The organism is Peribacillus sp. JNUCC 23 (genome assembly GCF_053653995.1).
The window spans coordinates 2,766,770-2,792,355 of sequence record NZ_CM132202.1 but is presented as its reverse complement, the minus strand read 5'-3'; the positions used below and the strand labels follow the sequence as shown (position 1 = coordinate 2,792,355).

The following is a 25,586-nucleotide window of genomic DNA, read 5'->3' as shown; positions in this document are numbered from 1 at the left end:
TCATCATAATTTTAATCCGCATGAACCCTTTACTTTAAGGCTTAGAGGAATTGAAGAAGCGAAGGTGGGAGATTACAGCCTGTTATCCGGAATAAAAAATGAACGAAGTGGTCTACATATCAATCATTTCTCATACAAATAGAGAGTTGATGAAATTTATGTGAGGGGATAGATATGCTAGATTATGGAAAACGTTTGTTGATTGTATTGATTTTTGGAATTTGTATCAGTTTGATGTTTATTGGTGGGAAAGGTAAGCATGAAGTAGACGAAGGATTCATTACAAGAAATCTTAACGAAAATGTGAAGGACAAATACGGATACTTCATGTGAATTTTGTGTTTCTGACGATGAGTAACGACACGATATGATTCATGAATTGGCAAAAGAGGAAATCCCCAAATGGTCAGACCTCATACTCTATACACCGTTTAATCTGTCATATAAACGATATATAGTAAATGTGGGTTCTGATCATTTTGTTATGGGACAGCCTCTTTGTTCATTAGGCGATATTTAGTTACTTCATTGTAACGTGATTCGATATAAGAATGTAATATCTTCAAGTTGTTTTAGTTTCTCTTGCATGTCATCACTTAATGGATTATCAAAAGAGAGAACCATGATGGCTTCCCCACCAGCTTGTTTACGACCGACTTGCATGGTCGCAATATTCTCACCATGGTCACCGATTATTTTACCAACACGGCCAATGACCCCGGGGCGATCCATATGCTGGACATACAATAGATTTCCTTCAGGATGGAAATCTATTGTGAAATCATTCAAACGAACGATGCGTGAACCATAGTTTTCCACATATGTTCCACTAATGCCAAGTTGTTTGTTATCTCCCTTGGCTGTAACGGTAATTAAGTTACTATACCCAAACGTATCATGGGAAGTCTTTTCGCCAATTGTCAGACCGCGTTCTTTAGCAATCAAAAGAGCATTGACTTCATTGACGGGCACATCTAATCTGGACTTGAAGAACCCAGATAGCAAACTTTTTGTTAAAATACTTGTATCAAAATCCAAAGCTTCACCTGCATAATTCACCGAGATTTCATGAATTCCTTCAGGCATACATTGACTGATAATCGATCCCATCTGTTTTACTAGTTCATAAAAAGGTTGAACCTTAGCAAACACTTCTTTGGATATTGCCGGAAGGTTAATCGAATTCGTGACAGGTTTGCCAGTAAGGAAGGATAGGACTTCCTGGGCAACTTGAGTTGCTACATTTAATTGGGCTTCTTTGGTCGATGCCCCAAGATGAGGTGTTGCAATAACTGAATCAAGTTCGAGTAATTTATGTCCCAATGGTGGTTCTTCTGCAAAAACATCAATGGCAGCACCAGCAATATGTCTCATGACAATCAATTCGTACAAATCATCTTCATTAATAATGCCGCCTCTAGCACAATTTAATAGATAAACACCTTTTTTGCATGTTAATAAATTTTCTTTATTTATTAGACCTCTTGTTTCTGGTGTAAGAGGGGTATGCACTGTGATAATATCAGCCAAGGTTAATAGTTTTGCCAGCTCAAGCGGAGTAACCCCCATTTTCTTCGCCCGATCCGTCGTTAAGAATGGATCATAGACGAGTACATCCATACCGAAAACTTTTGCACGTTTCGCGATTTCACTGCCGATTCTGCCCATTCCGACAATCCCTAAACTTTTCCCATAAAGCTCTGTACCTGTAAAAGAAGATCGTTTCCATTCCCCATTCTTAAGTGAGGCATGAGCTTGAGGAATATGACGCATTAGAGAAGCCATCATAGCAAAAGTGTGCTCAGCTGTAGATATTGTATTCCCGTCTGGTGCATTGACAACGATGATTCCGCGTTTAGTAGCAGCAGGGACATCGATATTATCGATACCGACTCCAGCACGAGCAATGATTTTAAGATTTGGCATAGACGAAATTAGTTCTTCAGTTACAGTCGTTGCGCTTCTAACGAGGATCGCATCTATTTCATGAAGTTCGTTTTTGGCTTCTTCTACTGTTTTTTCAATTAGCTTTACCATAGGTGCTACTAATAATGGCCCTAGTCCCTCTGGTTTAATTGCGTCCGCAACTAAAATCTGATACAAAACAAAACACCCCCTCTAAAATAATTAACTTAAATTTCAGTTAATTCTACAGGATGGATATACAAGTGTCAATTTTAGAAATTTTCACATGTTAAAAACAAGGAAGATTTCATCATTTAACACTTATTTGATCATAGTGCAAATTTAAATCCTTGCTTTTTTTTTCATTCGATGATAAATTAAAACCAATCAAGATGGTATGGATATTTGAAAATGTATGTGTAATAGATTAGTAGCAGTTCGTTCTCCAACTTAAGAGATAGGTAACAGAGGCTAATCTGGTCGCATATAATATTTCTTGTATTCTACTACTTGAAACACATTTTCGGAAACGGAAAAAAAATCGAATAGGTCTATCTTCGGGGCGGGGCGTAATTCCCCACCGGCGGTGATGAAGGGACACCTTCAAAGCCCGCGAACCTTCGGGTTGATTTGGTGAGAATCCAAAGCCGACAGTATAGTCTGGATGGGAGAAGATGGAGGTTTCTTTCGAAATGTTCAATTTTACTTGAATTGAACGTTTATTTGACGATACCTTTAAAGCTCCCTTTAGTTCTATGAATTAAAGGGTATTTGAATGGTCGCAAATAATTTCGATGGAACCAATCCTCTTTTTCGTGGGGTAGATCACAAAAAAGAAGGAGAGAGATCTATGAAGGTGTACAATGTAAAGAAACTGGTTATTTTGGCAATGTTGGGGAGTATTTCTTATGTGTTAATGGTATTAAATTTTCCATTCCCTGGTTTACCACCGTTTTTAAAGATTGATTTCAGTGATATTCCGGCCATAATAGCTGCGCTGATTTTCGGTCCTATTGCAGGGATTATCGTTGAATTGCTGAAAAATGTATTGGATTTTGTCATGATTGGAAGTCCGACGGGTGTGCCTGTAGGGCATATTGCTAACTTTGTAGCTGGAGTTCTATTTGTTTTGCCAACCTATTACATTTTTAAAGTATTAAATTCAAAACACGGAATGACAATTGCTTTAGTTGCGGGTACGATTATCATGTCTTTATTAATGAGTGTGCTAAATTATTATGTGATTCTTCCAGCGTATACGCTATTTATGAACTGGGATGCCATGTCATCTCAGGAAACAAGACAATTTGTTACGACTGCAATCCTTCCATTCAACATTTTGAAGGGTGGATTGATCACAATCGTATTTACACTGCTTTACATTAGAATGAAAACTTGGATTGATAAACAAGCATTATCTCATAATGCTTGAAGCGAATAGATGATAAGAGGCTGTCACAACAGGGTCTGACCTATTGCGGCAGCCTCTTTTTTATTAACAATATTGATTAATATTTACTTTGAAAAACTCCACCTTACATGTGTAAGGTGGAGTTTTTCAAAGTTGTTCGCTTTTATTTGTGCTTACTCAAATTTAGTAGCGTCTCCATCAAATGATTCATCTGCAATTTTGATGGAATCTGTTGGACAGCCTTCGAAAGCATCCATCATATCATCTAAAAGAACATCAGGAACTTCAACAGTTCCTTCATTATCATCTAGTATTACGAAGGCGATGCCTTCATCATCATAATCATAAATGTCAGGCGCTGCAGCTCCACAAGCACCACAAGCGATGCATGTATCCTTGTCAACGATTGTATATTTAGCCATTATAAAACTCCTCCCGGTAAATCCGCACTTTTCTGCTTTAAAATTGGTTCATGCCCTTGCATACTTCCTTATTGTAAAACTGAATGTAGAAATTTTCAATATAAATGTAATGAAAACACTTTTTGTATCAGGTTTTGTCAAACGAAACGATATGAATTTGTGACAAATTTAATGTTGATATAAAAAAAACGGCCAGTTTTTTAAAATCAATCAGGTTTCATAACCAATAGACTTCAATGTTTTGGTACAATGATAGAAGGTAGAGATTATAACAAGGTTGTGAATGTAAAAAATGCAAAATTACTTTGAAATGATCGTCCTATATTGTATTCGTATATTTAATGGAGAACGCTCCGTTTATGCTATTTTACATATGCTAAAGGGGAAAAAATCGTCTCAAACGATTCAAGATATTCATCTGTTTGGACTGACGAATCTGTTAGGTACATTTCCTGATATTTCGAGAATACAGCTTGAAATAACTGTAGATAATCTGCTTCAATCAGGGCTACTTATCACTTTACCTCAAAATGGCTATTATCTGGTAACCTCGAACGGTCAAGAACTACTGCAACAGCATCTGAAAAAGTATCCATTCCCAGAAACGTTGAATGGATTCAGATTTCAAAATCGTACCCAATCGTATTGGAGCAGATTAAGCCTCTTGATTCAAACTATATCACATATTATTCACAAGCAAAATCGTTTCTATCCGATTCAAAGGGATCTCCAAACACAAACATGGGTCAAACGGTATTTAGCCCAAAATCGGCAAAGTAGAGTGGAAATTGGGCGTCATTTATTTGACGAATTATCTATGCTTCTGGAAAAAAGACCGGAAAAGGAACGAGACGTTTTTGTAAAAAGATTAACAGGTATTCATCGTATAGGAAGAACTTATTCGCAAATCGCCAAAGAATTACATGATGACGAGTGGTATATGCGGTACTTATTTCTCGGAACGATTCATTTTATGTTACAGCAAATAGATGACTCATCAGTGCAGTATCCTTATTTATACAGCATTATTAAAGATGTTCAAGGCAATTCGCACACTCAGTTAACTAACTCGACGCAAAGGACTTTAAAGTATTTATATGATGGGAAATCGTTAGAGGAGATTGCCTTTATTCGAAGATTAAAGCAAAGTACAATTGAAGATCATATTGTGGAGCTCGCCTACTCTGATCCACGGTTTAATATTTCGCGCTTTATGTCTCCAAAAATTGAAGAAGCAATAAGAATAGCTGCTAAAACGAGTCGAACGAAACAATTACGTGCTGTTAAAGAAATCGTGGCCAATGATGAAATCAGTTATTTTCAAATCCGCCTTGTCCTGGCAAAAGCAGGTGATAATAAATGAATATAGAAGAAATTTTAGTCAAACAATTCGGTTATAATATGTTTCGTCCAGGTCAAAAAGAAGTCATCGAATCTCTACTTGAGGGCAATCATACTTTGGCAATGTTACCGACTGGTTCTGGGAAATCATTATGCTATCAGCTTCCAGCCTATGTATTAAATAAAGCAGTTATAATTGTATCACCTTTACTGTCTCTTATGCAGGACCAAGCGGAGCAGCTAAAAATGCGAGGCGAAAAAAGTGTAATTACACTGAATTCATTTTTGACATCGGTTCAAAAAAGGGAAGCGATTGAGCGTTTAGACTCGTATCGCTTTATTTACTTATCGCCAGAAATGCTTGCCATTCCTCGTATTATCGAACGATTGCAGAAACTTGAAATTGGATTGTTCGTTATTGATGAAGCGCATTGTATTTCACAATGGGGATATGATTTCAGAACGGATTACTTGAACTTAGGAAATATAAGGAGTAAATTGAACAATCCTCTTACGTTGGCATTGACGGCAACTGCTACAAAAACGGTTCAAGTAGATATTAAAGAGAAGCTGAAACTCAAAAAAACAAAGGAAGTCATTACTTCTGTGGATCGCAGTAATATTGCTTATATTGTTGAGGAGCTCTCTTCGTATGCTGAAAAGCTTGCAAGGCTCAAGGAATTAGTAAACAGCTTTGATGGATCGGGGATTATTTATTTTTCAAGTAAGAAAGCGGCAGAATCTGTTACGAACTTTTTACAAGAAAATGGTGTTAAGGATATTGATTATTACCACGGAGGGATGGAACAAGAGCAAAGGATGCTGATTCAACAGCAGTTTCTTCATGGACAATTACGTATCATTTGTGCGACTTCTGCATTTGGTATGGGTGTGAATAAAAATAATGTAAGAGTCGTTATTCATTTTCATTTGCCAGGAGGGATGGAAGCTTATTTACAGGAAATAGGCAGAGCAGGCCGTGACGGGAAGCAAAGTGCAGCCATTCTATTGTATTGTGACGGTGATGAAGGTTTACCACTCCATCTAGCAGAGCAGCAGTTGCCTACACTTTATCAAATTGAAGAGACTTGTGCATCTCTTCATAAACTTGAAGTAGGTATTTGGAATATTGAACCAAGGCAAGAAATAGAATTAAGAGAAATGCATGCATTGACAGATGTGCAGTGGAGATGGATTACGCATTTTGTAAAAGAATTTGAACGTGAAGATCCGTTTATAATAACTAAGAAGTTAAAGAAAATTGCTAATGAGAGAAGGTTTGAAAATCAAAACAAACTTGAGCGTTTCTTTCGTTGGGTTTCCGTTTCTGGCTGCAGACGGGTAAATATTCTGTCTTACTTTGATGTGGCTATGACAGAAGAAAATCAAACTTGCTGTGACCGTTGCAAAGTGGTGACAGATGAGCTTTTAGCATCCTTACCACATGATGACCTAATAGTTAAAGAGTTGAAAAAAACATGGAAGCAGGAATTGGCTGCCATTTTGATAGGAGAAGCAAAAACCAATGAAGAACAAACAAGCTGAGCTCATTGGACGGCTTTCCAATCAAGAGCTACATAAGCAATTATTTTTAACACAGATTCTACTTTTGGTTATTTCTGCTATACTTGGGTTCATTCTATTTGATTACTTTTCATCATTCACGAAAATTTTTCGAATGGAATGGAAAATAATTTATATTGGAGTTAGTGCAGGAATCACTGTTGTTTTGCTAGATTTAGTGATGATGAAACTCTTGCCAGAAGCGTATCACAATGATGGAGGAATCAATGAAAGAATTTTCACGAGTTTGTCCTATCCGATGATTGCCGTGGTCGCATTATCGGTTGCAATAAGTGAGGAAGTTCTGTTCAGAGGCGTGTTACAAACCCATATTGGATTAATATGGACAAGTGTTCTCTTTGCCCTTGTTCATTATCGCTATTTGTTTCATCCATTTTTATTCGCCAATATTATTTTATTAAGCTTTTTTATTGGTTTCATTTTTGAAATGACAGGTAATTTATATGTGACGATTAGTATGCATTTCACGATTGATTTCATTTTAGGGCTAATAATTAAGATGACAAAAGGAAAGAACCTTGATAGAAAGAGGGAAGAATGATGCATCCCGATAATACACCAAACGAGTTTCAAGAAAATAATGTAAGAAAGAACGCGAAACCTTTACCAACCAGGAGCGAACTTCGAGCGAAAAAGAAAAAAAAGCGGAAGAATAGGTTTCCGTTAATTAAGATATTAGCTGCTTTCTTTATTGCTATGCCTATTGCGATATATTTTTTATTACCATACTTAGAAAAAGAAAAGCCAATTTCATTAACTCCACAAAAGAAAACAAGTGGATTTGAAACAGTAGAAGTTACAAAGCGCATAAACGATGTAGAATCAAACGAAACGATAGATTCAGAGCAAGAAAAAACGAATGATAAGGAAGCAGTCCCTGGTGTTTCTAACCTACCTGAAGAAATTGAACAACCTGTGGAGAAATCTTCGGTATCTGTTTCAGAAAGGAAAGAGAAGAAAGACAAAAAACAGGACGCAAAAGATGGGTACCAAATTGTTTATCATACCGTTTCTCCAAATGAAAGTTTGTTTATTATTGCAACGAACTATTATAAATCTGCTGCTGGTATCGAACAGATTAAAGAATGGAATCATTTAAAGGGAGATGAAATACAGGTAGGTCAAGTTTTAAAAATCCCTTTAAAGGAAAATGAATAAGAGTTTTCAGTCATAGTTTTGGGACATGCACATATAGTGATGGTGTAGACGCATTGGAGGGGAAGTAAATGGAGTCAGCCATCCTATTATTGGACGATAATACTGATCAGGCGACGAAACAAATGTTGCAGCATGTAGTAGAGCGAAAAAGAAAATTTGAGGCATTGAAAAAAAAGCATACCATGACGATGTGGGCAACAATTATTTCCGCAGGCTCATTGTTTGCCTACCTATACACTGCTATAATTATTCCCTATTCTTATTCTTTTTTCACAATGTTTTCTGCGTTTGTTGATCAGTTTACGCATATGCTATTTTTACTAATGACAGTGGGCTTGTACGGTTACATGGGTATCATGAAGAAAAAGGCTGATAAAGCAGAGCTGGAATACCATACAATGAGAAAAGAAATCATTCATAAAAGCAAAGAGCTGTGGAAACCTGAGATGAAATGGGAAAATCGGCACAAGGTGTTTGAAATGATGAAGAAAAATTATGATATAAATCTGTATCATGAAAGTAAATAGAGCTATAATAAACGTGCTTTCCAACATAACATGTAAATTGTTTCATCAGGGGCATGACTCTTTGACTTTGGGTCAGCCTATTTTTGTATGAAGGACATGGGGACTTAGTCTTCGCGACTTATTCATATAGCCAATCTACTTAGCAAGTATACTTATGTAATCAAGAAAGCGTCCGAAATTCCGGCTCCGCACCGCCGCCATTGTGATGAGGTGAGTGTAGCTGTGTAATGATTGATCCTTCATGGAAAATGGTGGCGTTTTATCCCATACAATTTTTATTTAAAATCAAATGGTAAGTGATGAGAAGGAAGGCTGTCAATAGATGATTCAAAACGGAATAATTATAGGTCTCGCCATAATTATAGTCCTGATCGGGTATATGTGGCGAATGGCATTTTTAAATAGAATTTTAGTACAATCCTTGAACTTTGAAGATTTCTCGGAATCAGCACATCCTATTTCTTTATTTTTTATATCTGACATACATAGGCGAAAGGTGTCACCTAAGCTAATCGATTATGTCCGTAATAAAGCGGATATCGTCATCATTGGTGGTGATTTAAGAGAAGGAGGAGTTCCGTGGAATCGGGTGACTGCGAATATTAAAAAACTAAAAGAAATAGGCCCCGTCTATTTCGTATGGGGAAATAATGATTATGAACAAAATGAGCAAGAATTACTGAATATACTCGAGAGGCAAAAGGTGACAGTCCTTAATAATAAATCGACGAGGCTTACAGTATCAGAAAATCAAAAGATTACGTTAATTGGTATTGAGGATATAAGTGAAAAAAAGGCGAGGTATGATTTAGCTCGTAAAGATGCTGTAGCGACTGATTTTAGAATTTTAATTAGCCACAACCCACTTATTGTCAATAAGGTGAAAAGAAGCCATAATATTCATCTTGTTTTATCTGGTCATACTCATGGCGGACAAATTAGGATTTTTGGAATCGGACCATATGAGCATGGAGGAATAACTAAAACTGAAAAATCGCTTTTTTTAACGAGTAATGGGTATGGAACAAGTACGATACCATTACGGCTGGGGGCAAAGCCAGAGACCCATTTACTGACGCTTCAAAATGGAAAGGATACGGAATATAAATCAAAAATCATTGAACTGTAGCTTGGACAAATGTCAATTTACGAGTTTTTATTCTTTGATTTACCTTGTTTTAAGTGTTGATTGAAAGGATTTAATGCCACTCTATTAGTGCGTGTTCAAAAAGGGGGATGAAAGAGCCGAGAAGTTCGAGGAGCTCATCTCGAGAGGACTGAGCGATTTGAACAGGAGGTCATTAATGAACTTTGAAGCAATTCGTAAGCTTTTTAACCGGACTTTTTGAACAACCTCTATTAGAAAATGTTAAACCAGATTTAGTATAATGGTCTTTTGTATTGTCTGAACATTGAACAGACATTTTTAAGTTGGTGGAAAAAGTGAAACATACAAACCCTGATATACTTGTCGGAATCGAAGATGAGAATGAAGGATTAATTAGAAGCGAAAATGGATATGCACCGTGATTAATCGTTTTCATATGATGTATGAAAATGGTTATTCAGGGGGCATTCTTTTATGAAGCTTGAGCGACTGACGAATAACAAGATTAAAATATTTTTAACGTTCGATGACTTGTTTGATCGAGGGATAACCATAGAAGATATTAAGGCTAATTCACTCAAGATTCACAAACTTTTTCAGGAAATGGTGGAAGAAGCATGTGAGGAAATGAACTTTAAAATGAGCGGATCAATTGCGGTTGAGATTTTTTCCTTACAGGCACAAGGGTTAATTATTGTTGTGTCTAAGAACGAGGAAGATATGTTGACTGATGAAGATGAATACCTGGATTTAGATGTTCGGATTGGTGAACATCCTTATATACTTTATACGTTTGCAGACATTGAAGCAGTTATTCAACTCGCGCATTGTGTAAAACAAATGAATGTTTGCATAACCCTTTATGAATTTGAGAGTCAATATTATTTTCTGATTGAAAAGGTGCCGGAAGAGTCGTATGATACGATCATTTCGCTTTCTGCTGAATATGGGTATGCGTCTACGTTGACTATATCTAGATTAAAGGAGTATGGAAATTGTATTATACCTGAAAACGCTCATCTAATACTTACGAAGTATTTTTCCAAATAATTATGTTATGGAAAGGTAAAGAGCAATGGCAAGAAAAACAACGTTCAATTGCTCTTTCCTACTTTGTAAATCCAAGGTCTAACTGTCTTATTACGTAGGATAGAGTAAGATAAATGATGCCGCTTTCAGGAAGTTTGTGATTATTCGACTTTTTCCAATTTTAATGCTTTGCAGAAATGATACAAAGGTGTATACTTTTGAATGAAGGACATGAGGACAGGGCTTCGCGACTTACTCATATAGCTAATCCATTTAACGGTATACTTATATTTATTAACGAGAAAGCATTCGATATTCCGGCTTTGCACCGCCACCATTGTGATTTTAGCGAGTGTAGCGTGCTTAATGATCTATCCTTCATTGTAACTAGTGGCGTTTTAAAGCCATTTTACGTTTTGTATGAAAGATGACTCAAAGTAATTACTGAAGATTCTAGGAGGTATACAGATGGTAGCCGAGAAAGGTACTGACCATACTAACCAAGAACAAGAATATGATGTGCTGAAGTCTACTCAGACTGTAATACATAAAGCATTGGACAAGCTTGGTTATCCTGAGGAAGTTTATGAGCTGCTTAAAGAACCATTGCGTTTGTTAACAGTGAAGATTCCAGTAAGAATGGATGATGGTTCAGTAAAAATATTCACTGGATATCGTGCTCAACATAATGATGCGGTAGGTCCTACTAAGGGTGGAATTCGTTTTCATCCAGATGTGACTGAAAAAGAAGTGAAGGCATTATCTATTTGGATGAGCTTAAAATGTGGAATTGTTGATTTACCATATGGAGGAGGAAAAGGCGGAATCGTTTGTGATCCTCGTAATATGTCGTTTCGTGAACTAGAAAGATTAAGCCGCGGTTATGTGCGTGCGATTAGTCAAATCGTTGGACCAACGAAGGATATCCCTGCTCCTGATGTATTTACCAACTCACAAATCATGGCTTGGATGATGGATGAATATAGCCGAATGGATGAATTCAACTCCCCTGGTTTCATTACGGGTAAACCGCTTGTTTTAGGTGGTTCACACGGTCGTGATTCAGCTACGGCGAAAGGGGTTACAATTGTTATTCATGAAGCGGCTAAGAAAAAAGGCATCGATGTAAAAGGTGCACGCGTCGTTGTTCAAGGATTCGGTAACGCTGGAAGCTATCTTGCGAAATTTATGCATGATGCAGGTGCGAAGGTCGTAGGGATATCTGATGCTTATGGTGCCCTTTATGAGCCGGATGGACTGGATATTGATTATTTACTTGATCGCCGTGATAGTTTTGGAACGGTTACCAAGTTATTTAAGAATACGATTACAAATAAAGAGTTGTTAGAACTTGAATGTGATATTCTTGTGCCAGCAGCTATTGAAAACCAAATAACAGAAGATAATGCTCACAATATACAGGCGAAGATTGTTGTCGAGGCAGCTAATGGTCCAACAACGATGGAAGCTACACAAATCTTAACTGACCGCGGCATCCTACTTGTACCAGACGTACTTGCTTCATCCGGTGGAGTTACCGTTTCTTATTTTGAATGGGTTCAGAATAACCAAGGGTACTACTGGGGTGAAGAAGAAGTAGAAGAGAAACTAGAAAAAATCTTGATTAAAGCGTTCAATAATATTTATGACACTGCACAAACAAGACGTGTTGATATGCGCTTGGCTGCCTATATGGTAGGGGTAAGAAAAATGGCAGAGGCCTCACGTTTCCGCGGTTGGATTTAAGTCTTAAGCTTAATTGATTGATGAAAGTGACAAAATCTCCTATTCTTAATGAAAAGGAGATTTTTTTTTGAAAAGTTTCTTGAAATATATGGAATCACATCTGCAAACAGGCACAATGCGCCATCGGTTCAAGATCAAAAGCCGATAAGAGGACGACTTGTGCTTTGATACAAGAAAGAGGGTAAAACATGATTCAAGAAGAAGTGATTATTATTGGCGGGGGACCATGTGGCCTCGCTGCAGCCATTGCTTTAGAGAATGAAGGAATTCAGGCACTTGTTATTGAAAAAGGCAATATTGTGAATTCTATCTATCACTACCCCACTCATCAGACGTTTTTTAGCACGAGTGAAAAACTTGAGATTGGCGATGTTGCTTTTATTACAGAAAATAGAAAACCAGTCCGGAATCAGGCGCTAGCCTATTATCGAGAAGTAGTGAAGAGAAAACAATTACGAATATCATCATTTGAAAATGTAACCAATGTTGAAAAAGAAGAGAATGGTACCTTTGTCGTTATTACTTCTAAAGCAACCTATTCGGCGAAAGCCATTATTGTCGCAACTGGTTATTATGACCACCCGAATTATCTAAATATTCCAGGTGAAAATCTTCCGCATGTATCGCATTATTTTAAGGAAGGTCACCCATTCTTTGATAAAGATGTAACAGTGATTGGTGGAAAAAATTCAAGTATTGATGCTGCGTTGGAGCTCGTAAAGGCCGGTTCAAGGGTTACTGTTCTTTATCGAGGTATGGAATATTCTCCAAGCATTAAACCGTGGATATTACCAGAGTTCGAATCACTAGTTAAAAATGGGACAATCACAATGGAATTTGGGGCCCATATTGATGAAATCACAGAAAACCAAGTAATCTATCATACGACTGAGTGTGTCGAAGCAGTTAAAAGTGATTATGTGTTTGCTATGACAGGCTATCATCCGGATTATTCCTTTTTAGAAAGAATGGGGATTCACATTCAAGAAGAGAATGGCAGACCAATATTTAACCATGAGACAATGGAAACGAATGTATCTGGAATATACATTGCTGGGGTTATTGCTGCTGGAAATAATGCGAATGAAATCTTTATTGAAAATGGTCGTTTCCATGGTGGAATGATTGCTACACATATTGCTTCTAAAATTCTCTAATTCGCATATGCCAATCTAAATAGAGTGCTAAACCAAAATTCGATTGAGCACTCTATTTAGATATTCCATACATACGTAAATATATTCTAGATTCATTTGGGGTGATTTTAGATAAAGTCCCAAGTAGCAAATTTGCGAAATTAAATCGATTAATGTTGCTATGTCTGCTCTTTTATTTCATTCACGATTTGGAAGAAATTTTGACTGTAGAGACATTCCTTTTTAATCATTCCGATACGAATTCTTTCCGTCTAACAACAAGGTAGTTTACATTTGCCTTTTTACTATTATGGATCATATCAGTAATTGGATGCTATCAAGCTTTAAAGAAGAAAGTATTCTTAGGAATGGAGCCTCTTACTTTCTTTTCAATTTTAGTACCAGGTCTCTTTTTAGCCAACGGTGTAAGTCGCTTCATTCAATTCATTATTATAAAAAACTATGTTCCAGGTATCATTACATCGATACTTGTCATCTATCCATATTCTTTTTTTACTCTTACATACTTGTTCAAAGAGAAATTAATAACGATGAAAAAATTTATGTGGTTTCTATGTTTAGTTTTTATTTTACAAATTCCTTTTGCACTTTTATCCCTTTGGTTTTCCGAATTATTGTTTTAATCTATGGTTATTTTACTTTGAAACGAGTCATCCATTTAAATTTACAGAGAAAACATTCGCTGGATTTCTATTTGAGATTCCGTGTTATGTAGGGCAATCAATAATTTGATCCGTGCTTTCTGACCGTTGAGACCGTTTGAGAAAATGATCCCCATATCCTTCAACTGCTTCCCACCTCCGTTATATCCATACACATCTTGTACGATTCCATTAAAGCAGCGGGAGACGATCACAACAGGAATATTTGCCGCTAATAGGGCCTCGATTCCTTTCATCGTTTCGGGAGGCATATTACCTTGGCCTAGAGCTTCAATGACTAAACCATCAATATTCATCTCCTTTAATGCATAAAATAAGGTAGAGTCCATTCCAGCGTGTGCTTTAAGCAAGGTTACTCGTTTTGAAACGGTTTCCATCGGATACTTTTCTTGATGCTCAGGATGATGATGGAAAAAAACAGCACGCTTGGTCACGATCCCTATTGGACCGTATTGTGGACTTTGAAAAGTGGAAACATTGCTAGTATGCGTTTTGGTAGCGTTAGCGGCTGTATGAATTTCATCATTTAAGACGATGAGGACGCCTTTTCCAACCGCTTGATCACAGATTGCAACCTTAATGGATGAAATGAAATTGTATAATCCATCAGAGCCGATTTCATTGCTTGAGCGCATAGCACCTGTGACAACGATAGGGATATTCGTCTGTATCGTCAAGTCCAGAAAATAGGCTGTTTCTTCAAGAGTGTCTGTACCGTGGGTGATCACAACTCCGTCGATTGGCGCATCTTGGATTGATTCCTCTATTAGCTTCTTAATTGAAAGCATTTCGGTAGCAGTGATATGTGGCGAAGGCAAGTTAAAAGGCTCTTTGATGATTAAATTCGCCATATCATGAATCGTCTCAGACGTTATTTTAATTGGGTTTTCATTGGCTAATTTTACGGCGCCAGCCGAATCCTCCATCATAGAAATCGTCCCACCTGTATGAATAATTAACACATTTTTTTTCATAATTCGTCACCTCCAGGTTCATTAAAAAAGCCAATCACAGAAATTAAGCTGTCATTTTCTTTTTCCTCATTCCATGATACGATTAAATAAAAGATAAGAAAAGGGGTCAGCCATGCTGGTCATTTTAACTGCAGGCATTGCACCTGGTTTAGCATTGCTGAGTTACTTTTATTTGAAAGATCAATATGACTCTGAACCGGTTTCAGCCGTGTTTAAGACGTTTTTATATGGCGTTTCTCTAGTGCTTCCGATTATGTTTCTCCAATACGTGATGCAAACGGAAAATGTCTTTACATCCCAATTTGGCGAAGCATTTCTAAAAGCTGCACTGCTGGAGGAATTCATGAAGTGGTTTTTTCTTCTGTATATTATTTATCCGTTCGCTGTATTTGATGAACCGTACGATGGAATTGTTTATGGTGTTTCTGTTTCACTAGGGTTTGCGACGATGGAGAATATTTTATATTTAATTGCGAATGGAGTTGAGCATGCATTAGGAAGAGCGATACTTCCTGTGTCTAGTCATGCATTATTCGGTGTAATCATGGGGTACTATTTGGGTAAAGCCAAATTCTCCAACACACATAAAAAACTATTCTTGTTCTTATCTCTAGGAATATCGGTGTTTCTTCATGGATTGTATGACTTTATTCTCTTAATAGATCGATTTTGGGTTTATTTGATTTTGCCATTTATGATTTTTCTTTGGTGGTTAGCTTTGAAAAAAGTAAAAACTGCACGACGTCTATCTCAATTTCATGATTCAACAAGTTTTTAAATAATAGTGTGTGTTCAAAAGGAGGATAAAAAGAGCCGAGAAATTCGAAAGCTATTTTTACCGGACTTTTTGAACAACCTCTAATAGGCAATCCTAATATCGATTTTTCAGCTCAAATCATTTAAAAGAGAGTAAAGAGGGAGACCATTTGGTTTTCCTCTTTTTGCTATTAAGGTTTTTTCTACTTATCTTGGAATAAAAACGGCCCTTAAGAAGAAAATAGGTATACATTACATCATAAGAAAAAGAGGGTGTGTAGTTGATGAAAGGAATTTCGTCAAAATGGAAAGGGGTAATAGCGACAGTTTTAGCTGTTTGTTGCTTAGCATTTTCTAACTATGATGCTTCGGCCTTTACGAGCCAAGTTATCCAAAAAGGTGCGGTCGGAGACGATGTCATTGAGCTTCAAGCTCGATTGCAAAATATCGGCTATTATCATGGGAAAATCGACGGGGTATATGGGTGGGGAACGTATTGGGCTTTGCGAAATTTCCAACAAAGCTTTGGGCTACCTATTGATGGTTTAGCTGGTTTTACAACGAAAAAAAAGCTTGCAGATGCATCGAATTTTAATGCAAAATTTGTCCATGAACAAATTCAAAAAGGCAACGAGTTTACGTATTATGGTGGCGTAGATATTGAAAAGCAAATTAAGCCGAATACAAATAAGAAGAATACGAACACGGCAGGGAAAACGAATACTAGTACGAAACAAGCTACCAAAAGCAATCAAAAAACGAATACTGCTTCGAATCTTCCAGCTGGATATTCACAGAATGATATCCAATTAATAGCGAATGCAGTGTACGGTGAATCTAGAGGTGAACCTTATATAGGGCAGGTTGCAGTTGCTGCTGTAATCTTAAATCGTCTGGATAGTCCTTCGTTTCCAAATACAATATCTGGGGTTATTTTTGAACCTGGAGCGTTTACGGCTGTAGCGGATGGCCAAATTTGGTTGACTCCCAATGAAAGAGCAAAAGAAGCAGTTATTGACGCAATCAATGGTTGGGACCCAAGTGGAAATGCTGAGTATTACTTTAACCCACAAACAGCAACAAGTAAATGGATTTGGACAAGACCCCAAATTAAACAAATCGGCAAACATATTTTCTGTCATTGAGAGGTGAAACGAATTGATTAGAAACGTAGTGATTGGTGTATTAGTATTAGCTGTAGCAGGTACTGGATTTTGGGGCTACCAAGAACATAAGGAAAAAAACGCAATCTTGATTAATGCTGAAAATACGTATCAACGTGCATTTCATGATTTATCGTATCAGGTAGATATTTTGCAAGATAAGATTGGTAATACATTAGCAATGAATTCACGGACATCTCTTAGTCCTGCCCTTACAGATGTTTGGAGAATCACATCTGAAGCACAAAATGATGTAGGTCAACTTCCATTGACATTACTTCCATTTAATAAAACCGAAGAGTTCTTGTCAGATATCGGTGATTTTAGCTATCGAACTGCTGTTAGAGATTTGGAAAAAGAACCGCTTAATGATAAGGAATACACTAGACTTGAAACACTTTACGGCCAAGCTGGAGAAATTCAAAAGGAACTAAGAAAGGTTCAACATCTTGTTATTAAGAATAATCTTCGTTGGATGGACGTTGAAATGGCTTTAGCGTCAGGGAAAGAGAATACGGACAACACGATTATTGATGGTTTCGAAACGGTTGAAAAAACAGTGTCGGGTTACTCTGAATCCCAAACAGGAGATCCCACTTATACGAGTAATAAGCAAGAAAATAAAAACTATCAAAACTTAAAAGGTGAGATTATTTCGAAAAAAGAGGCGGTTCAAAAGGCGAAAAAATATGCAAAAATGAAAGAGCCGATCGAGGTAAGAGTTGAAGAAAATGGAAAAGGTGCGAAATATGAATTCTATAGTATAAGTCTCCTTGAAACAGGTACTAATACCGAAGTAGATATGGATATAACTAAAAAAGGCGGATATCCAGTCTGGTATATTAACAACCGTGATATTCAGAACAGTAAATTGGATTTAAATAAAGCGAGTCAAAAAGCGGTTCAATTTCTAAAAGAAAATGATTTTGAATCACTGGATTTGTTTGAAAGTGCTCAATATGATCATATAGGATTATTTAATTTCGTTACTTTACAGGATGGTATAAGAATCTATCCTGATTCAGTGAAAATTAAGATTGCACTTGATGATGGATCAGTGCTTGGTTTTTCAGCTGATGACTTCTTTCAATCACATAAAAAACGTGATATTCCCAAAGCCGCACTATCTGTTGAAGAAGCAAAAACAAAAATTAATCAGAAAGTAACCATTATGGAGGAAAGAAAAGCGTTAATAGTCAATGATCTTGATCAAGAAGTGCTTTGTTATGAATTTTTAGGAACCATTAATCAAGATACGTATCGGATTTTTATCAATGCTAATTCGGGCAGAGAAGAAAAAGTGGAAAAATTGAAAAATTCTGAGCCGGTGTATGAAAATCTATTGTAAGAAACGAATTTAGCATTATGACGTGATATTTTGTATGGGGAATGATCTAAATAACTCGTATACGATAGAGGAGTCTCCCTCACATTTTGGTTCATACAAACACATGGATCGTTTTTGTAGCATATTATTCATATAAAAAAAGGAAGAGTACGTATGTGCTTTTCCTTTTTTTGTTTTCATGTAATAATAATGGAAATAGAGAAAGAAAGCCTCATGTTGAACAAGTTATTATAGGGAAGTGTGAAATGATGATTAATATCGGGGACGCTATATTAATAAAGTCAAGGTTTTCTATGACTGAAGAAGTGTATAAAGCAATGGTAGTAGAGATAGAGGATGGCGGTTTATTTATTGATTATCCGGTGAATGTTGAGACCGGGAAGATTGCGTTTTTGCCAGATGGTATGCAATTGGAGATTACAATTACTGATTCAGATCAAGCTGTTCATATTTTTGAATCTGAGGTGCTAGGTAGGATTAGAGTAAGAATTCCAATGATTCAATTATTATTACCTCCGGAGAATACTTTCATTCGAATTCAGAGACGACAATATGTAAGACTGGAGGTCTCAGTGGATGCAGCTGTCCATCCACAAAAAAATGAATTTTTACCTTTTAAAACCATTACGGAAGATATAAGCGCCGGTGGAGTAGCGATAAGGCTACCGAAAAATGTAGATATAAAAGAAGCTACCAACGTAAAATTATGGCTCGTTTTGCCCTTGAAGTCAGGAGAAATTCATTATCTAAGCATGAAGGGAAGAATCACTCGCTTAAATGATGAACAGAAAGGGAAAAATATCCTTTCGATTCAATTTATTGATGCAACGGATACCGATACTAAATTATTCATGCGTTTTATTTTTGAAAAACAACTGGAGTTAAAGAAGCGGGGAATTATCTAAAAATGTTAGACTTCTCATGCTAAACATATGGTTTAGTTAACAAGTATTATATATCATTATTTCGTAAAGAAATTGAATGAATAACATATCATTACTCCATACTGTTAGAAAGGCTTGATCGCGGATGGAGGATTTGAACAATTTTGAAAACAGTAGAACGATTTATTATTAAATTGATTTGGATTCAATTGATTTTCTTACTTGCCTGTCAACTTTTTTTGAATCGTGAAGACACTTTTGTTCAATTTAAAAAACTTGCTCGGTATGAAGGGGTCAATAGCAATAATTATACGAAAGTCATTGAAACGTTTGATGATTTGCAAGACTAAAAGAAAGCGGGTTTTTTCGCTTTTTTTTTGTTGAAGTAACCTTAGAGTGCGTGTTTAAAAAGAGCCGAGAAGTTCGAGGAGCGCATCTCGAGAGACCTGCATGTATGCAACAATACGCGAGGACCAGAGAGACAGAGCTTTGATGCAATTCGCAAGCTTTTTTACCGGGCTTTTGAACATCCTCTTAGAGGTTTAAAAAGCTCATTTAGTTTTTTATGTATGGCACCGCTATTATACATGAATGAGCTAAAAACGTTTGAACAACCTCTTAATAGTATGTTACCTAAGAAGATGAATTCTTATTTGTTAGGCAAAAGTATTTCTGTTTCCTTAAGTGAATGTGATAAAATAAAGAGGATAAGATATTATAGCGTTAGATAGGATTTTAGGAGGATTTATGATAAAAAAAATATCTGTTGCCATCGATGGACCTGCAGCAGCGGGGAAGAGTACCGTGGCAAAAATAGTGGCAGAAAATTTTAAGTATATTTATGTGGATACAGGTGCAATGTACCGTGCATTAACATATAAAGCTTTTAGTGAACGAATCAATCCGACAGAAGAACAAGAACTTTTTTCTTTGCTGACACAAACGAAAATCGAATTAATGCCAAGTGAACATGGACAACTTGTGTTTCTTGATGGTGAAAATGTCACAGCACAAATAAGGAATAACGAAGTGACAGCTGCTGTCTCTGAAGTATCTAAGCATCGTTCGATTCGAGAAGAAATGGTCACAAGACAGCAACAGCTAGCAAAAGGCGGCGGTGTTGTCATGGATGGACGGGATATCGGCACACATGTCCTTCCAGATGCGGAAGTAAAAGTGTTCTTAATTGCTTCAGTAGAAGAGCGTGCAAACCGTAGATACCAGGAAAATTCACAAAAAGGATTTTCAGCAGATATAGAGAAATTAAAAGAAGAGATTGCTTTACGTGATAAGCTGGACTCGGAACGGGAAGTATCACCATTAAGAAAGGCGAAAGATGCCTTAGAACTAGATACTACCTCCATGTCGATCGAACAGGTAGCAAAGAAAATTATTTCGCTCATAGAAGAAAGGATAAGATGAATTTGAATTTTTACACATTTGCAAAAAACGTTGTAAAAATTGTTCTATTGCCATTCTATAGGGCTAAAGCGATAGGAAAGGAAAATATCCCGGGAGGGGGTGGCGTACTAATCTGTACCAACCATATTAACAACCTAGATCCACCAATGGTTGGAATTGCAACGAAAAGAGACATTCACTTTATGGCTAAAGAAGAATTGTTTCAGATTCCTATTTTGAAGGGCGTATTACCTAAAGTTCATGCATTTCCAGTGAAACGCGGATTGAGTGACAGGGAAGCACTACGAAAAGGACTAGCGATACTTAAAGATGGGCAAGTATTAGGGCTTTTCCCGGAAGGAACACGAAGTAAGGATGGTCAATTAGGTGAGGGATTAGCGGGAGCAGGATTTTTCGCTCTCCGATCAAAAGCAACAGTTCTTCCATGTGCAATTATTGGTCCATATAAAATGTTTAGACCTGTAAAAATTGTCTTTGGAAAACCGATGGATTTTGAAAAATTGCGCGAAGAGAAGGTTTCAGCAGATGTCGCAACGAAGGCTATCATGAATGAAATTCAAACTTTGATTAATGAGCATAAATAATTCATCTTGCTTGACAATTTATCGTTTTTATTAGAGTTTATATAAATAGGGGATTAATTCCGAATTATGAATTAATATAAAATCTTTATTCACTCTTAGACAGGCAAGCTAACATATTCTTAGATCAGGAAAAAGCCTGGAATAGAAATTCTGCAGTGCAGTCATGGGTTAAGGAGGAGTTCGTAATGACAGAAGACATGAACCAAATTGAAGTAAACAATTATGTAGTGGGAGACAAGGTGAATGCAACGGTTTCCAAGGTAGAGGAAAAACAAGTCATTGTAGCTGTGGAAAACGTGAAAGCCGATGGCATTATCCCCATAAGTGAATTATCAAGCTTACACATTGAAAAAGCATCTGACGCAGTAGCACAAGGCGATATACTTGAACTTGAAGTAATCAAGGTAGAGGAAGAAGCTCTTATTCTATCAAAAAGAAAAATAGATGCTTTAAAGGCTTGGGATCAACTTGAACGGATGTTCGAGACTCAGGAAGTATTTGAAGCGGAAGTTCGGGACGTCGTGAAAGGCGGTCTTGTCGTTGATTTGGGAGTAAGAGGATTTGTTCCAGCCTCTCTAGTTGAAGACTATTTTGTAGAAGATTTCTCAGATTATAAAAACAAATCATTAACATTTAAAATCGTTGAGCTTGACAAAGAGAAAAATCGTTTAATTCTATCACACCGAGCGGTCGTTCAAGATGAAAAGAAAAAACACAAAACAAATATTCTTGATAAAATCGAAAGCGGACAAGTGATTGAAGGAATCGTTCAAAGACTGACAGATTTCGGAGCATTCGTAGATATCGGCGGTGTAGACGGTCTTGTTCATATCTCGCAGCTGTCTCATGATCATGTTGAAAAAGCAGCTGATATCGTCTCAGAAGGTGATCAAGTAAAAGTGAAAGTTCTTTCCATTGATCGTGATAATGAAAGAATCTCTTTATCTATTAAAGAAACACTACCTGGACCTTGGGAAGGTATTGCAAAAAAAGCTGCAAAAGGATCGGTGCTAGAAGGGACAGTTAAGCGTCTCGTTTCATTTGGAGCGTTTGTTGAAATTTTCCCTGGAGTAGAGGGTCTCGTGCATATTTCGCAAATCTCGCATAAGCACATTGGCACGCCTCACGAAGTTTTGCAGGAAGGCCAACCTGTTACGGTGAAGGTGCTTGAGGTGAATGAAGAGGATCAACGTTTGTCCTTAAGCGTTAAAGATTTGCAGGAGCAAGACTCTTCACATTATGGGGAATATGAATTGCCTGAAGAGTCAAAAGGGTTTCAATTAGGTGAAATTCTTGGGGATGCATTTAAAAAATTAAAATAAAGATAAGCCTGTCATATTATGAATGAGTCAGACCCCAGACCTACTATATTCGTTTATACGATATAATAAACGGTGTATAGAGTGTGAGGTCGGACTCATTTTTTTAGAAAAGATTCGTTATTTTACCAAAAAGGTAATTTCTGATTATATTTTACTGTTTATTTCTTCTTCTCGCCTCTTCAGGTCCTTCCATCTTCGTTGCACCAGAATATTTAAGAGACTGATCACGGTCTGACTCCACTCTATGGCTCATCTTTAATTTTTTCTCTTGTCGATCTTTTCCCATAATTAACACCTCCTTCTTTTAACCTAACTAAAGGTCCCTTTATTTATTCACAGAATCCGTATGAATTATGAAAAACGAGTGATGCCAAGGTTTAACCTCTGATTAAAGCAGGCATACTGTTTTATAAGAGGTTGTTCAAAAAGTCCGGTAAAAATAGTTGTCGAATTGCTTCAAAGCTTTGTCTCTCCGGTCCTCACGTATTACTGTATACGTACCGGTCTCTCGAGATGCACTCCTCGAACTTCTCGGCTCTTTTTATCCTCCTTTTTGAACACGCGCTATTAAGAGGAGTGTTAAAGATGGAAGGGTTACTTTTTTATTGGATTACTTGGATTGCGTGGGTCGTTGTCATGTTCTTTTTTTCAAAGACACAGGTCTTTCGTTTTCCATTATTAGTTCACCTATTAGCCGTAATGGGAATTGCCGGATATATTCTTCATATCGGAAGGTACTCAATTGGGTTCGCTGGAATTTATTTATTATTTGTCGTTCTCATCTATCATCGTAGACTTTCATTGTATCAGTTTGCCTATTTCATGCTTTCTTGTTTGATAATTGCATTAGGCTATGCTTCTTTTCAGTTATTTGCACTGCTCGATCCGCTTTGGGTCTTTGTCAATCCTACATGGTTAGCTGCGCTTTTGCTTCATTTTTTAACATTATTTTTATATAAAAGCTGGAAACAGCGAATAAGTAGCATTCTTGTCGGCATGATTTTAGGTGATGGAATTTATATGATTACGATGGTACACAATTCACTTCCTTATACCGCTGTATCTTACATATTGCTTGATATGATGACCATTTCAGTCAGTGCAAGTCTTTTTTGGTCAGGTCTTGAATGGTTAAGCGTTTTTGCAATGAACTATATGCAAAGTAAATTTCAGACAGGACAAAAACAATTATAGAGATTGCTCAAGATGCTCAGGGAAATGACGGATAAATTGCAAAAAAGAAGTGTATTTAACTGACGTACTTAAGTGTCGGCCTTCTTATAAAACTCGGCTTTCAATTAGTGTTGGTCCTACACATTTCAGTGATTAGCTCCGGTGCTTAGTTTCCTCTGAACAAGAAACTTGGCCATTTCTGAGCATCTATTTGGCTTGCTAAAACGGATTCAATTGTATAGATTATTGTAGTTGAGCTATGGTTATAGTTTTTCTATATTGTTGATTGTTGAAAAATTTGATACTATATGATAGTTAGTGAAGGCTGCTGAAAGCTTTGCAGATAACGAATGAAGAACAATTAGAGCGTATGCTAAGAAGGTTGTCTTCTTTAAGGAACCTGTCAATATTTTATGAAAGTTTGTGGACTCTTTTCATTAAAATATATTTGATTATCTAAAAAAGTCAGGGTTTAATACGGTAAAGTGAAACTTCGATCAGTGGGTCTCACTGCCCGTTAATGCGGGATAAATGGAATGCATTCATGAATGTAATGATGGAAGCGATACATGTTAAAAGAGAGGATGACAAACAACATGCCAAAACCGGTAGTTGCCATAGTTGGCCGCCCGAACGTTGGGAAATCAACCATCTTCAATCGAATTGTCGGAGAGAGAGTTTCGATTGTAGAAGATGTTCCTGGTGTTACGAGAGATAGAATATATAGTTCAGGAGAATGGCTGACATATGATTTTAATATTATTGATACAGGTGGAATTGATATCGGAGATGAGCCATTCCTCGAACAAATCCGTCAACAAGCTGAAATCGCTATTGATGAAGCAGATGTCATTATTTTTATGACAAATGGACGTGAAGGAGTTACTTCTGCAGATGAGGAAGTAGCGAAAATCCTTTATAAATCAAAAAAACCTGTCGTTTTAGCCGTGAACAAAGTGGACAATCCTGAAATGAGAAGTCAAATTTATGATTTTTACTCACTTGGTTTTGGGGAACCATATCCGATCTCTGGATCACACGGTCTAGGGCTTGGTGATTTGCTTGATGAAGTTGCTAAGCATTTCCCGCAATTCGATGGCAGTGATTATGATGAAGGTGTCATTAAGTTCAGTTTGATTGGACGTCCAAATGTCGGAAAATCATCACTTGTAAACGCCCTATTAGGTGAGGACCGAGTGATTGTCAGCGATATTGAAGGAACAACAAGAGATGCAATTGACTCCCCTTATAAATTTGATGGCAAAGAATATGTCATCATTGATACGGCAGGTATGCGGAAAAAAGGGAAAGTATATGAAAGTACAGAGAAATATAGTGTACTAAGAGCTTTACGAGCGATTGAACGTTCTGATGTTGTTCTTGTAGTCTTAAACGCGGAAGAAGGAATTCGTGAGCAGGATAAGAAAATCGCTGGATATGCTCATGAAGCGGGCCGTGGTATAATCATCGTTGTCAATAAATGGGATGCGATTGAAAAAAATGAAAAGACCATGAAGGAATTCGAAGAAAGTATCCGGGCACACTTTTTATTCATGGACTACGCACCAATCGTTTATTTATCTGCATTGACGAAAAAACGGATTCATACGGTCATGCCAATCATTGATCAAGTCAGTGAAAGTCACGCATTAAGAGTTCAAACGAATACCTTGAATGAGGTGCTAATGGATGCGATTGCTATGAATCCAACACCAACACATAATGGTGCTCGTTTGAAAGTGTATTATACAACTCAAGTTGCCGTTAAACCGCCAACGTTCATTGTTTTTGTGAATGACCCAGAACTTCTTCATTTTTCATATCAAAGATTTTTAGAAAATCGAATTCGAGACGCCTTTGGCTTCGAAGGAAGTCCGATCAGGATGTTCGGTCGCCAAAGAAAATAACGG

General features: G+C 37.0%; 26 protein-coding genes and 1 riboswitch. Of the genes, 22 read left to right on the top strand and 4 right to left on the bottom strand.

Features of this window, described 5'->3' with window-relative positions:
* Positions 1 to 174: 174 nt before the first annotated feature.
* Positions 175 to 333, top strand: a complete 159-nt coding sequence (locus JNUCC23_RS13530) for a hypothetical protein (RefSeq protein ID WP_157279413.1) — start codon at positions 175 to 177, stop codon at positions 331 to 333.
* 192 nt (positions 334 to 525) lie between these two features.
* Here the strand turns inward: JNUCC23_RS13530 and serA are convergent, their stop codons facing one another.
* Positions 526 to 2,103, bottom strand: coding sequence for a phosphoglycerate dehydrogenase (serA, locus tag JNUCC23_RS13525; protein WP_454211908.1), 1,578 nt, complete (start codon positions 2,101 to 2,103; stop codon positions 526 to 528).
* A 351-nt stretch (positions 2,104 to 2,454) separates the two neighbouring features.
* A riboswitch (FMN riboswitch) is annotated at positions 2,455 to 2,585 on the top strand.
* A gap of 170 nt (positions 2,586 to 2,755) precedes the next feature.
* Here serA and JNUCC23_RS13520 point away from each other — a divergent pair.
* On the top strand, positions 2,756 to 3,337 hold the full coding sequence (locus JNUCC23_RS13520; RefSeq protein ID WP_403070522.1) for an ECF transporter S component: 582 nt from the start codon (positions 2,756 to 2,758) through the stop codon (positions 3,335 to 3,337).
* Between the two features lie 152 nt (positions 3,338 to 3,489).
* On the opposite strand, the gene JNUCC23_RS13515 is transcribed toward JNUCC23_RS13520, so the two are convergent.
* Positions 3,490 to 3,738 (bottom strand): ferredoxin, encoded by a 249-nt coding sequence (locus JNUCC23_RS13515; RefSeq protein WP_062178524.1) that lies wholly within the window; start codon positions 3,736 to 3,738, stop codon positions 3,490 to 3,492.
* 292 nt (positions 3,739 to 4,030) lie between these two features.
* Between JNUCC23_RS13515 and JNUCC23_RS13510 the strand changes: the two genes are divergently transcribed.
* The 10 genes from JNUCC23_RS13510 to JNUCC23_RS13465 all read left to right on the top strand — a co-directional run bounded on the left by JNUCC23_RS13510 (position 4,031) and on the right by JNUCC23_RS13465 (position 14,011).
* Entirely contained in the window at positions 4,031 to 5,101 is a 1,071-nt protein-coding gene (locus JNUCC23_RS13510) for a helix-turn-helix domain-containing protein (protein ID WP_454211905.1), read from the top strand.
* Positions 5,098 to 6,624: a RecQ family ATP-dependent DNA helicase gene (locus JNUCC23_RS13505; protein WP_454211903.1), complete on the top strand. Its 1,527-nt coding sequence runs from the start codon at positions 5,098 to 5,100 to the stop codon at positions 6,622 to 6,624. Before JNUCC23_RS13510 ends, JNUCC23_RS13505 begins: the two co-directional genes overlap by 4 nt.
* Positions 6,605 to 7,204, top strand: a complete 600-nt coding sequence (locus JNUCC23_RS13500; protein WP_454211901.1) for a CPBP family intramembrane glutamic endopeptidase — start codon at positions 6,605 to 6,607, stop codon at positions 7,202 to 7,204. Before JNUCC23_RS13505 ends, JNUCC23_RS13500 begins: the two co-directional genes overlap by 20 nt.
* Complete coding sequence (locus JNUCC23_RS13495; protein WP_454211899.1) at positions 7,201 to 7,821, top strand: LysM peptidoglycan-binding domain-containing protein; 621 nt, start codon at positions 7,201 to 7,203, stop codon at positions 7,819 to 7,821. The genes JNUCC23_RS13500 and JNUCC23_RS13495 overlap by 4 nt, the downstream gene beginning before the upstream one ends.
* A gap of 68 nt (positions 7,822 to 7,889) precedes the next feature.
* Positions 7,890 to 8,348, top strand: coding sequence for a YpbF family protein (locus JNUCC23_RS13490; RefSeq protein ID WP_062178540.1), 459 nt, complete (start codon positions 7,890 to 7,892; stop codon positions 8,346 to 8,348).
* Between the two features lie 322 nt (positions 8,349 to 8,670).
* The gene (locus tag JNUCC23_RS13485) at positions 8,671 to 9,477 is read left to right on the top strand and encodes a metallophosphoesterase (protein ID WP_062178543.1); all 807 of its coding nucleotides are present in this window, start codon (positions 8,671 to 8,673) and stop codon (positions 9,475 to 9,477) included.
* Between the two features lie 453 nt (positions 9,478 to 9,930).
* A complete protein-coding gene (locus JNUCC23_RS13480) occupies positions 9,931 to 10,506 on the top strand; it encodes an adaptor protein MecA (RefSeq protein WP_062178546.1) in 576 nt (191 codons plus the stop codon).
* A gap of 447 nt (positions 10,507 to 10,953) precedes the next feature.
* On the top strand, positions 10,954 to 12,231 hold the full coding sequence (locus tag JNUCC23_RS13475; protein ID WP_062178549.1) for a Glu/Leu/Phe/Val family dehydrogenase: 1,278 nt from the start codon (positions 10,954 to 10,956) through the stop codon (positions 12,229 to 12,231).
* A 188-nt stretch (positions 12,232 to 12,419) separates the two neighbouring features.
* Positions 12,420 to 13,388: a YpdA family putative bacillithiol disulfide reductase gene (locus tag JNUCC23_RS13470; RefSeq protein WP_454211896.1), complete on the top strand. Its 969-nt coding sequence runs from the start codon at positions 12,420 to 12,422 to the stop codon at positions 13,386 to 13,388.
* 293 nt (positions 13,389 to 13,681) lie between these two features.
* The gene (locus JNUCC23_RS13465) at positions 13,682 to 14,011 is read left to right on the top strand and encodes an HXXEE domain-containing protein (protein ID WP_454216072.1); all 330 of its coding nucleotides are present in this window, start codon (positions 13,682 to 13,684) and stop codon (positions 14,009 to 14,011) included.
* Positions 14,012 to 14,052: 41 nt separating this feature from the next.
* On the opposite strand, the gene JNUCC23_RS13460 is transcribed toward JNUCC23_RS13465, so the two are convergent.
* On the bottom strand, positions 14,053 to 15,024 hold the full coding sequence (locus JNUCC23_RS13460) for an asparaginase (RefSeq protein WP_062178558.1): 972 nt from the start codon (positions 15,022 to 15,024) through the stop codon (positions 14,053 to 14,055).
* A 112-nt stretch (positions 15,025 to 15,136) separates the two neighbouring features.
* On the opposite strand from JNUCC23_RS13460, the gene prsW reads away from it, so the two are divergent.
* From prsW to rpsA, 8 genes are all read left to right on the top strand, one after another.
* Positions 15,137 to 15,802, top strand: a complete 666-nt coding sequence (gene prsW, locus JNUCC23_RS13455) for a glutamic-type intramembrane protease PrsW (protein ID WP_062178561.1) — start codon at positions 15,137 to 15,139, stop codon at positions 15,800 to 15,802.
* A gap of 262 nt (positions 15,803 to 16,064) precedes the next feature.
* Positions 16,065 to 16,925, top strand: coding sequence for a spore cortex-lytic enzyme (gene sleB, locus JNUCC23_RS13450; RefSeq protein ID WP_454216071.1), 861 nt, complete (start codon positions 16,065 to 16,067; stop codon positions 16,923 to 16,925).
* A 13-nt stretch (positions 16,926 to 16,938) separates the two neighbouring features.
* Entirely contained in the window at positions 16,939 to 18,291 is a 1,353-nt protein-coding gene (gene ypeB / locus JNUCC23_RS13445; RefSeq protein ID WP_454211893.1) for a germination protein YpeB, read from the top strand.
* 245 nt (positions 18,292 to 18,536) lie between these two features.
* The gene (locus JNUCC23_RS13440; RefSeq protein WP_403070553.1) at positions 18,537 to 19,196 is read left to right on the top strand and encodes a flagellar brake protein; all 660 of its coding nucleotides are present in this window, start codon (positions 18,537 to 18,539) and stop codon (positions 19,194 to 19,196) included.
* 143 nt (positions 19,197 to 19,339) lie between these two features.
* A complete protein-coding gene (locus tag JNUCC23_RS13435; protein WP_403070556.1) occupies positions 19,340 to 19,525 on the top strand; it encodes a YpfB family protein in 186 nt (61 codons plus the stop codon).
* 397 nt (positions 19,526 to 19,922) lie between these two features.
* On the top strand, positions 19,923 to 20,597 hold the full coding sequence (gene cmk / locus JNUCC23_RS13430; RefSeq protein ID WP_403070559.1) for a (d)CMP kinase: 675 nt from the start codon (positions 19,923 to 19,925) through the stop codon (positions 20,595 to 20,597).
* Between the two features lie 2 nt (positions 20,598 to 20,599).
* Positions 20,600 to 21,181, top strand: a complete 582-nt coding sequence (locus JNUCC23_RS13425) for a lysophospholipid acyltransferase family protein (protein WP_454216069.1) — start codon at positions 20,600 to 20,602, stop codon at positions 21,179 to 21,181.
* A 185-nt stretch (positions 21,182 to 21,366) separates the two neighbouring features.
* Positions 21,367 to 22,503: a 30S ribosomal protein S1 gene (rpsA, locus tag JNUCC23_RS13420; protein ID WP_403070562.1), complete on the top strand. Its 1,137-nt coding sequence runs from the start codon at positions 21,367 to 21,369 to the stop codon at positions 22,501 to 22,503.
* Positions 22,504 to 22,654: 151 nt separating this feature from the next.
* On the opposite strand, the gene JNUCC23_RS13415 is transcribed toward rpsA, so the two are convergent.
* The gene (locus JNUCC23_RS13415; protein WP_403070565.1) at positions 22,655 to 22,789 is read right to left on the bottom strand and encodes a YpzI family protein; all 135 of its coding nucleotides are present in this window, start codon (positions 22,787 to 22,789) and stop codon (positions 22,655 to 22,657) included.
* 299 nt (positions 22,790 to 23,088) lie between these two features.
* Between JNUCC23_RS13415 and JNUCC23_RS13410 the strand changes: the two genes are divergently transcribed.
* Both JNUCC23_RS13410 and der read left to right on the top strand, forming a co-directional pair.
* Positions 23,089 to 23,697 (top strand): YphA family membrane protein, encoded by a 609-nt coding sequence (locus JNUCC23_RS13410; RefSeq protein WP_403070568.1) that lies wholly within the window; start codon positions 23,089 to 23,091, stop codon positions 23,695 to 23,697.
* A 575-nt stretch (positions 23,698 to 24,272) separates the two neighbouring features.
* On the top strand, positions 24,273 to 25,583 hold the full coding sequence (gene der / locus JNUCC23_RS13405; RefSeq protein ID WP_062178582.1) for a ribosome biogenesis GTPase Der: 1,311 nt from the start codon (positions 24,273 to 24,275) through the stop codon (positions 25,581 to 25,583).
* Positions 25,584 to 25,586: the final 3 nt, after the last annotated feature.

Bases quoted from the DNA above. Each gene is read 5' to 3' on its own strand.
- JNUCC23_RS13530 (WP_157279413.1), top strand. From the start codon at position 175: ATGCTAGATTATGGAAAACGTTTGTTGATTGTATTGATTTTTGGAATT.
- JNUCC23_RS13520 (WP_403070522.1), top strand. From the start codon at position 2,756: ATGAAGGTGTACAATGTAAAGAAACTGGTTATTTTGGCAATGTTGGGG.
- JNUCC23_RS13515 (WP_062178524.1), bottom strand. From the start codon at position 3,738: ATGGCTAAATATACAATCGTTGACAAGGATACATGCATCGCTTGTGGT.
- JNUCC23_RS13510 (WP_454211905.1), top strand. From the start codon at position 4,031: ATGCAAAATTACTTTGAAATGATCGTCCTATATTGTATTCGTATATTT.
- JNUCC23_RS13505 (WP_454211903.1), top strand. From the start codon at position 5,098: ATGAATATAGAAGAAATTTTAGTCAAACAATTCGGTTATAATATGTTT.
- JNUCC23_RS13500 (WP_454211901.1), top strand. From the start codon at position 6,605: ATGAAGAACAAACAAGCTGAGCTCATTGGACGGCTTTCCAATCAAGAG.
- JNUCC23_RS13495 (WP_454211899.1), top strand. From the start codon at position 7,201: ATGATGCATCCCGATAATACACCAAACGAGTTTCAAGAAAATAATGTA.
- JNUCC23_RS13490 (WP_062178540.1), top strand. From the start codon at position 7,890: ATGGAGTCAGCCATCCTATTATTGGACGATAATACTGATCAGGCGACG.
- JNUCC23_RS13485 (WP_062178543.1), top strand. From the start codon at position 8,671: ATGATTCAAAACGGAATAATTATAGGTCTCGCCATAATTATAGTCCTG.
- JNUCC23_RS13480 (WP_062178546.1), top strand. From the start codon at position 9,931: ATGAAGCTTGAGCGACTGACGAATAACAAGATTAAAATATTTTTAACG.
- JNUCC23_RS13475 (WP_062178549.1), top strand. From the start codon at position 10,954: ATGGTAGCCGAGAAAGGTACTGACCATACTAACCAAGAACAAGAATAT.
- JNUCC23_RS13470 (WP_454211896.1), top strand. From the start codon at position 12,420: ATGATTCAAGAAGAAGTGATTATTATTGGCGGGGGACCATGTGGCCTC.
- JNUCC23_RS13460 (WP_062178558.1), bottom strand. From the start codon at position 15,024: ATGAAAAAAAATGTGTTAATTATTCATACAGGTGGGACGATTTCTATG.
- prsW (WP_062178561.1), top strand. From the start codon at position 15,137: ATGCTGGTCATTTTAACTGCAGGCATTGCACCTGGTTTAGCATTGCTG.
- sleB (WP_454216071.1), top strand. From the start codon at position 16,065: ATGAAAGGAATTTCGTCAAAATGGAAAGGGGTAATAGCGACAGTTTTA.
- JNUCC23_RS13440 (WP_403070553.1), top strand. From the start codon at position 18,537: ATGATGATTAATATCGGGGACGCTATATTAATAAAGTCAAGGTTTTCT.
- cmk (WP_403070559.1), top strand. From the start codon at position 19,923: ATGATAAAAAAAATATCTGTTGCCATCGATGGACCTGCAGCAGCGGGG.
- rpsA (WP_403070562.1), top strand. From the start codon at position 21,367: ATGACAGAAGACATGAACCAAATTGAAGTAAACAATTATGTAGTGGGA.
- JNUCC23_RS13415 (WP_403070565.1), bottom strand. From the start codon at position 22,789: ATGGGAAAAGATCGACAAGAGAAAAAATTAAAGATGAGCCATAGAGTG.
- JNUCC23_RS13410 (WP_403070568.1), top strand. From the start codon at position 23,089: ATGGAAGGGTTACTTTTTTATTGGATTACTTGGATTGCGTGGGTCGTT.
- der (WP_062178582.1), top strand. From the start codon at position 24,273: ATGCCAAAACCGGTAGTTGCCATAGTTGGCCGCCCGAACGTTGGGAAA.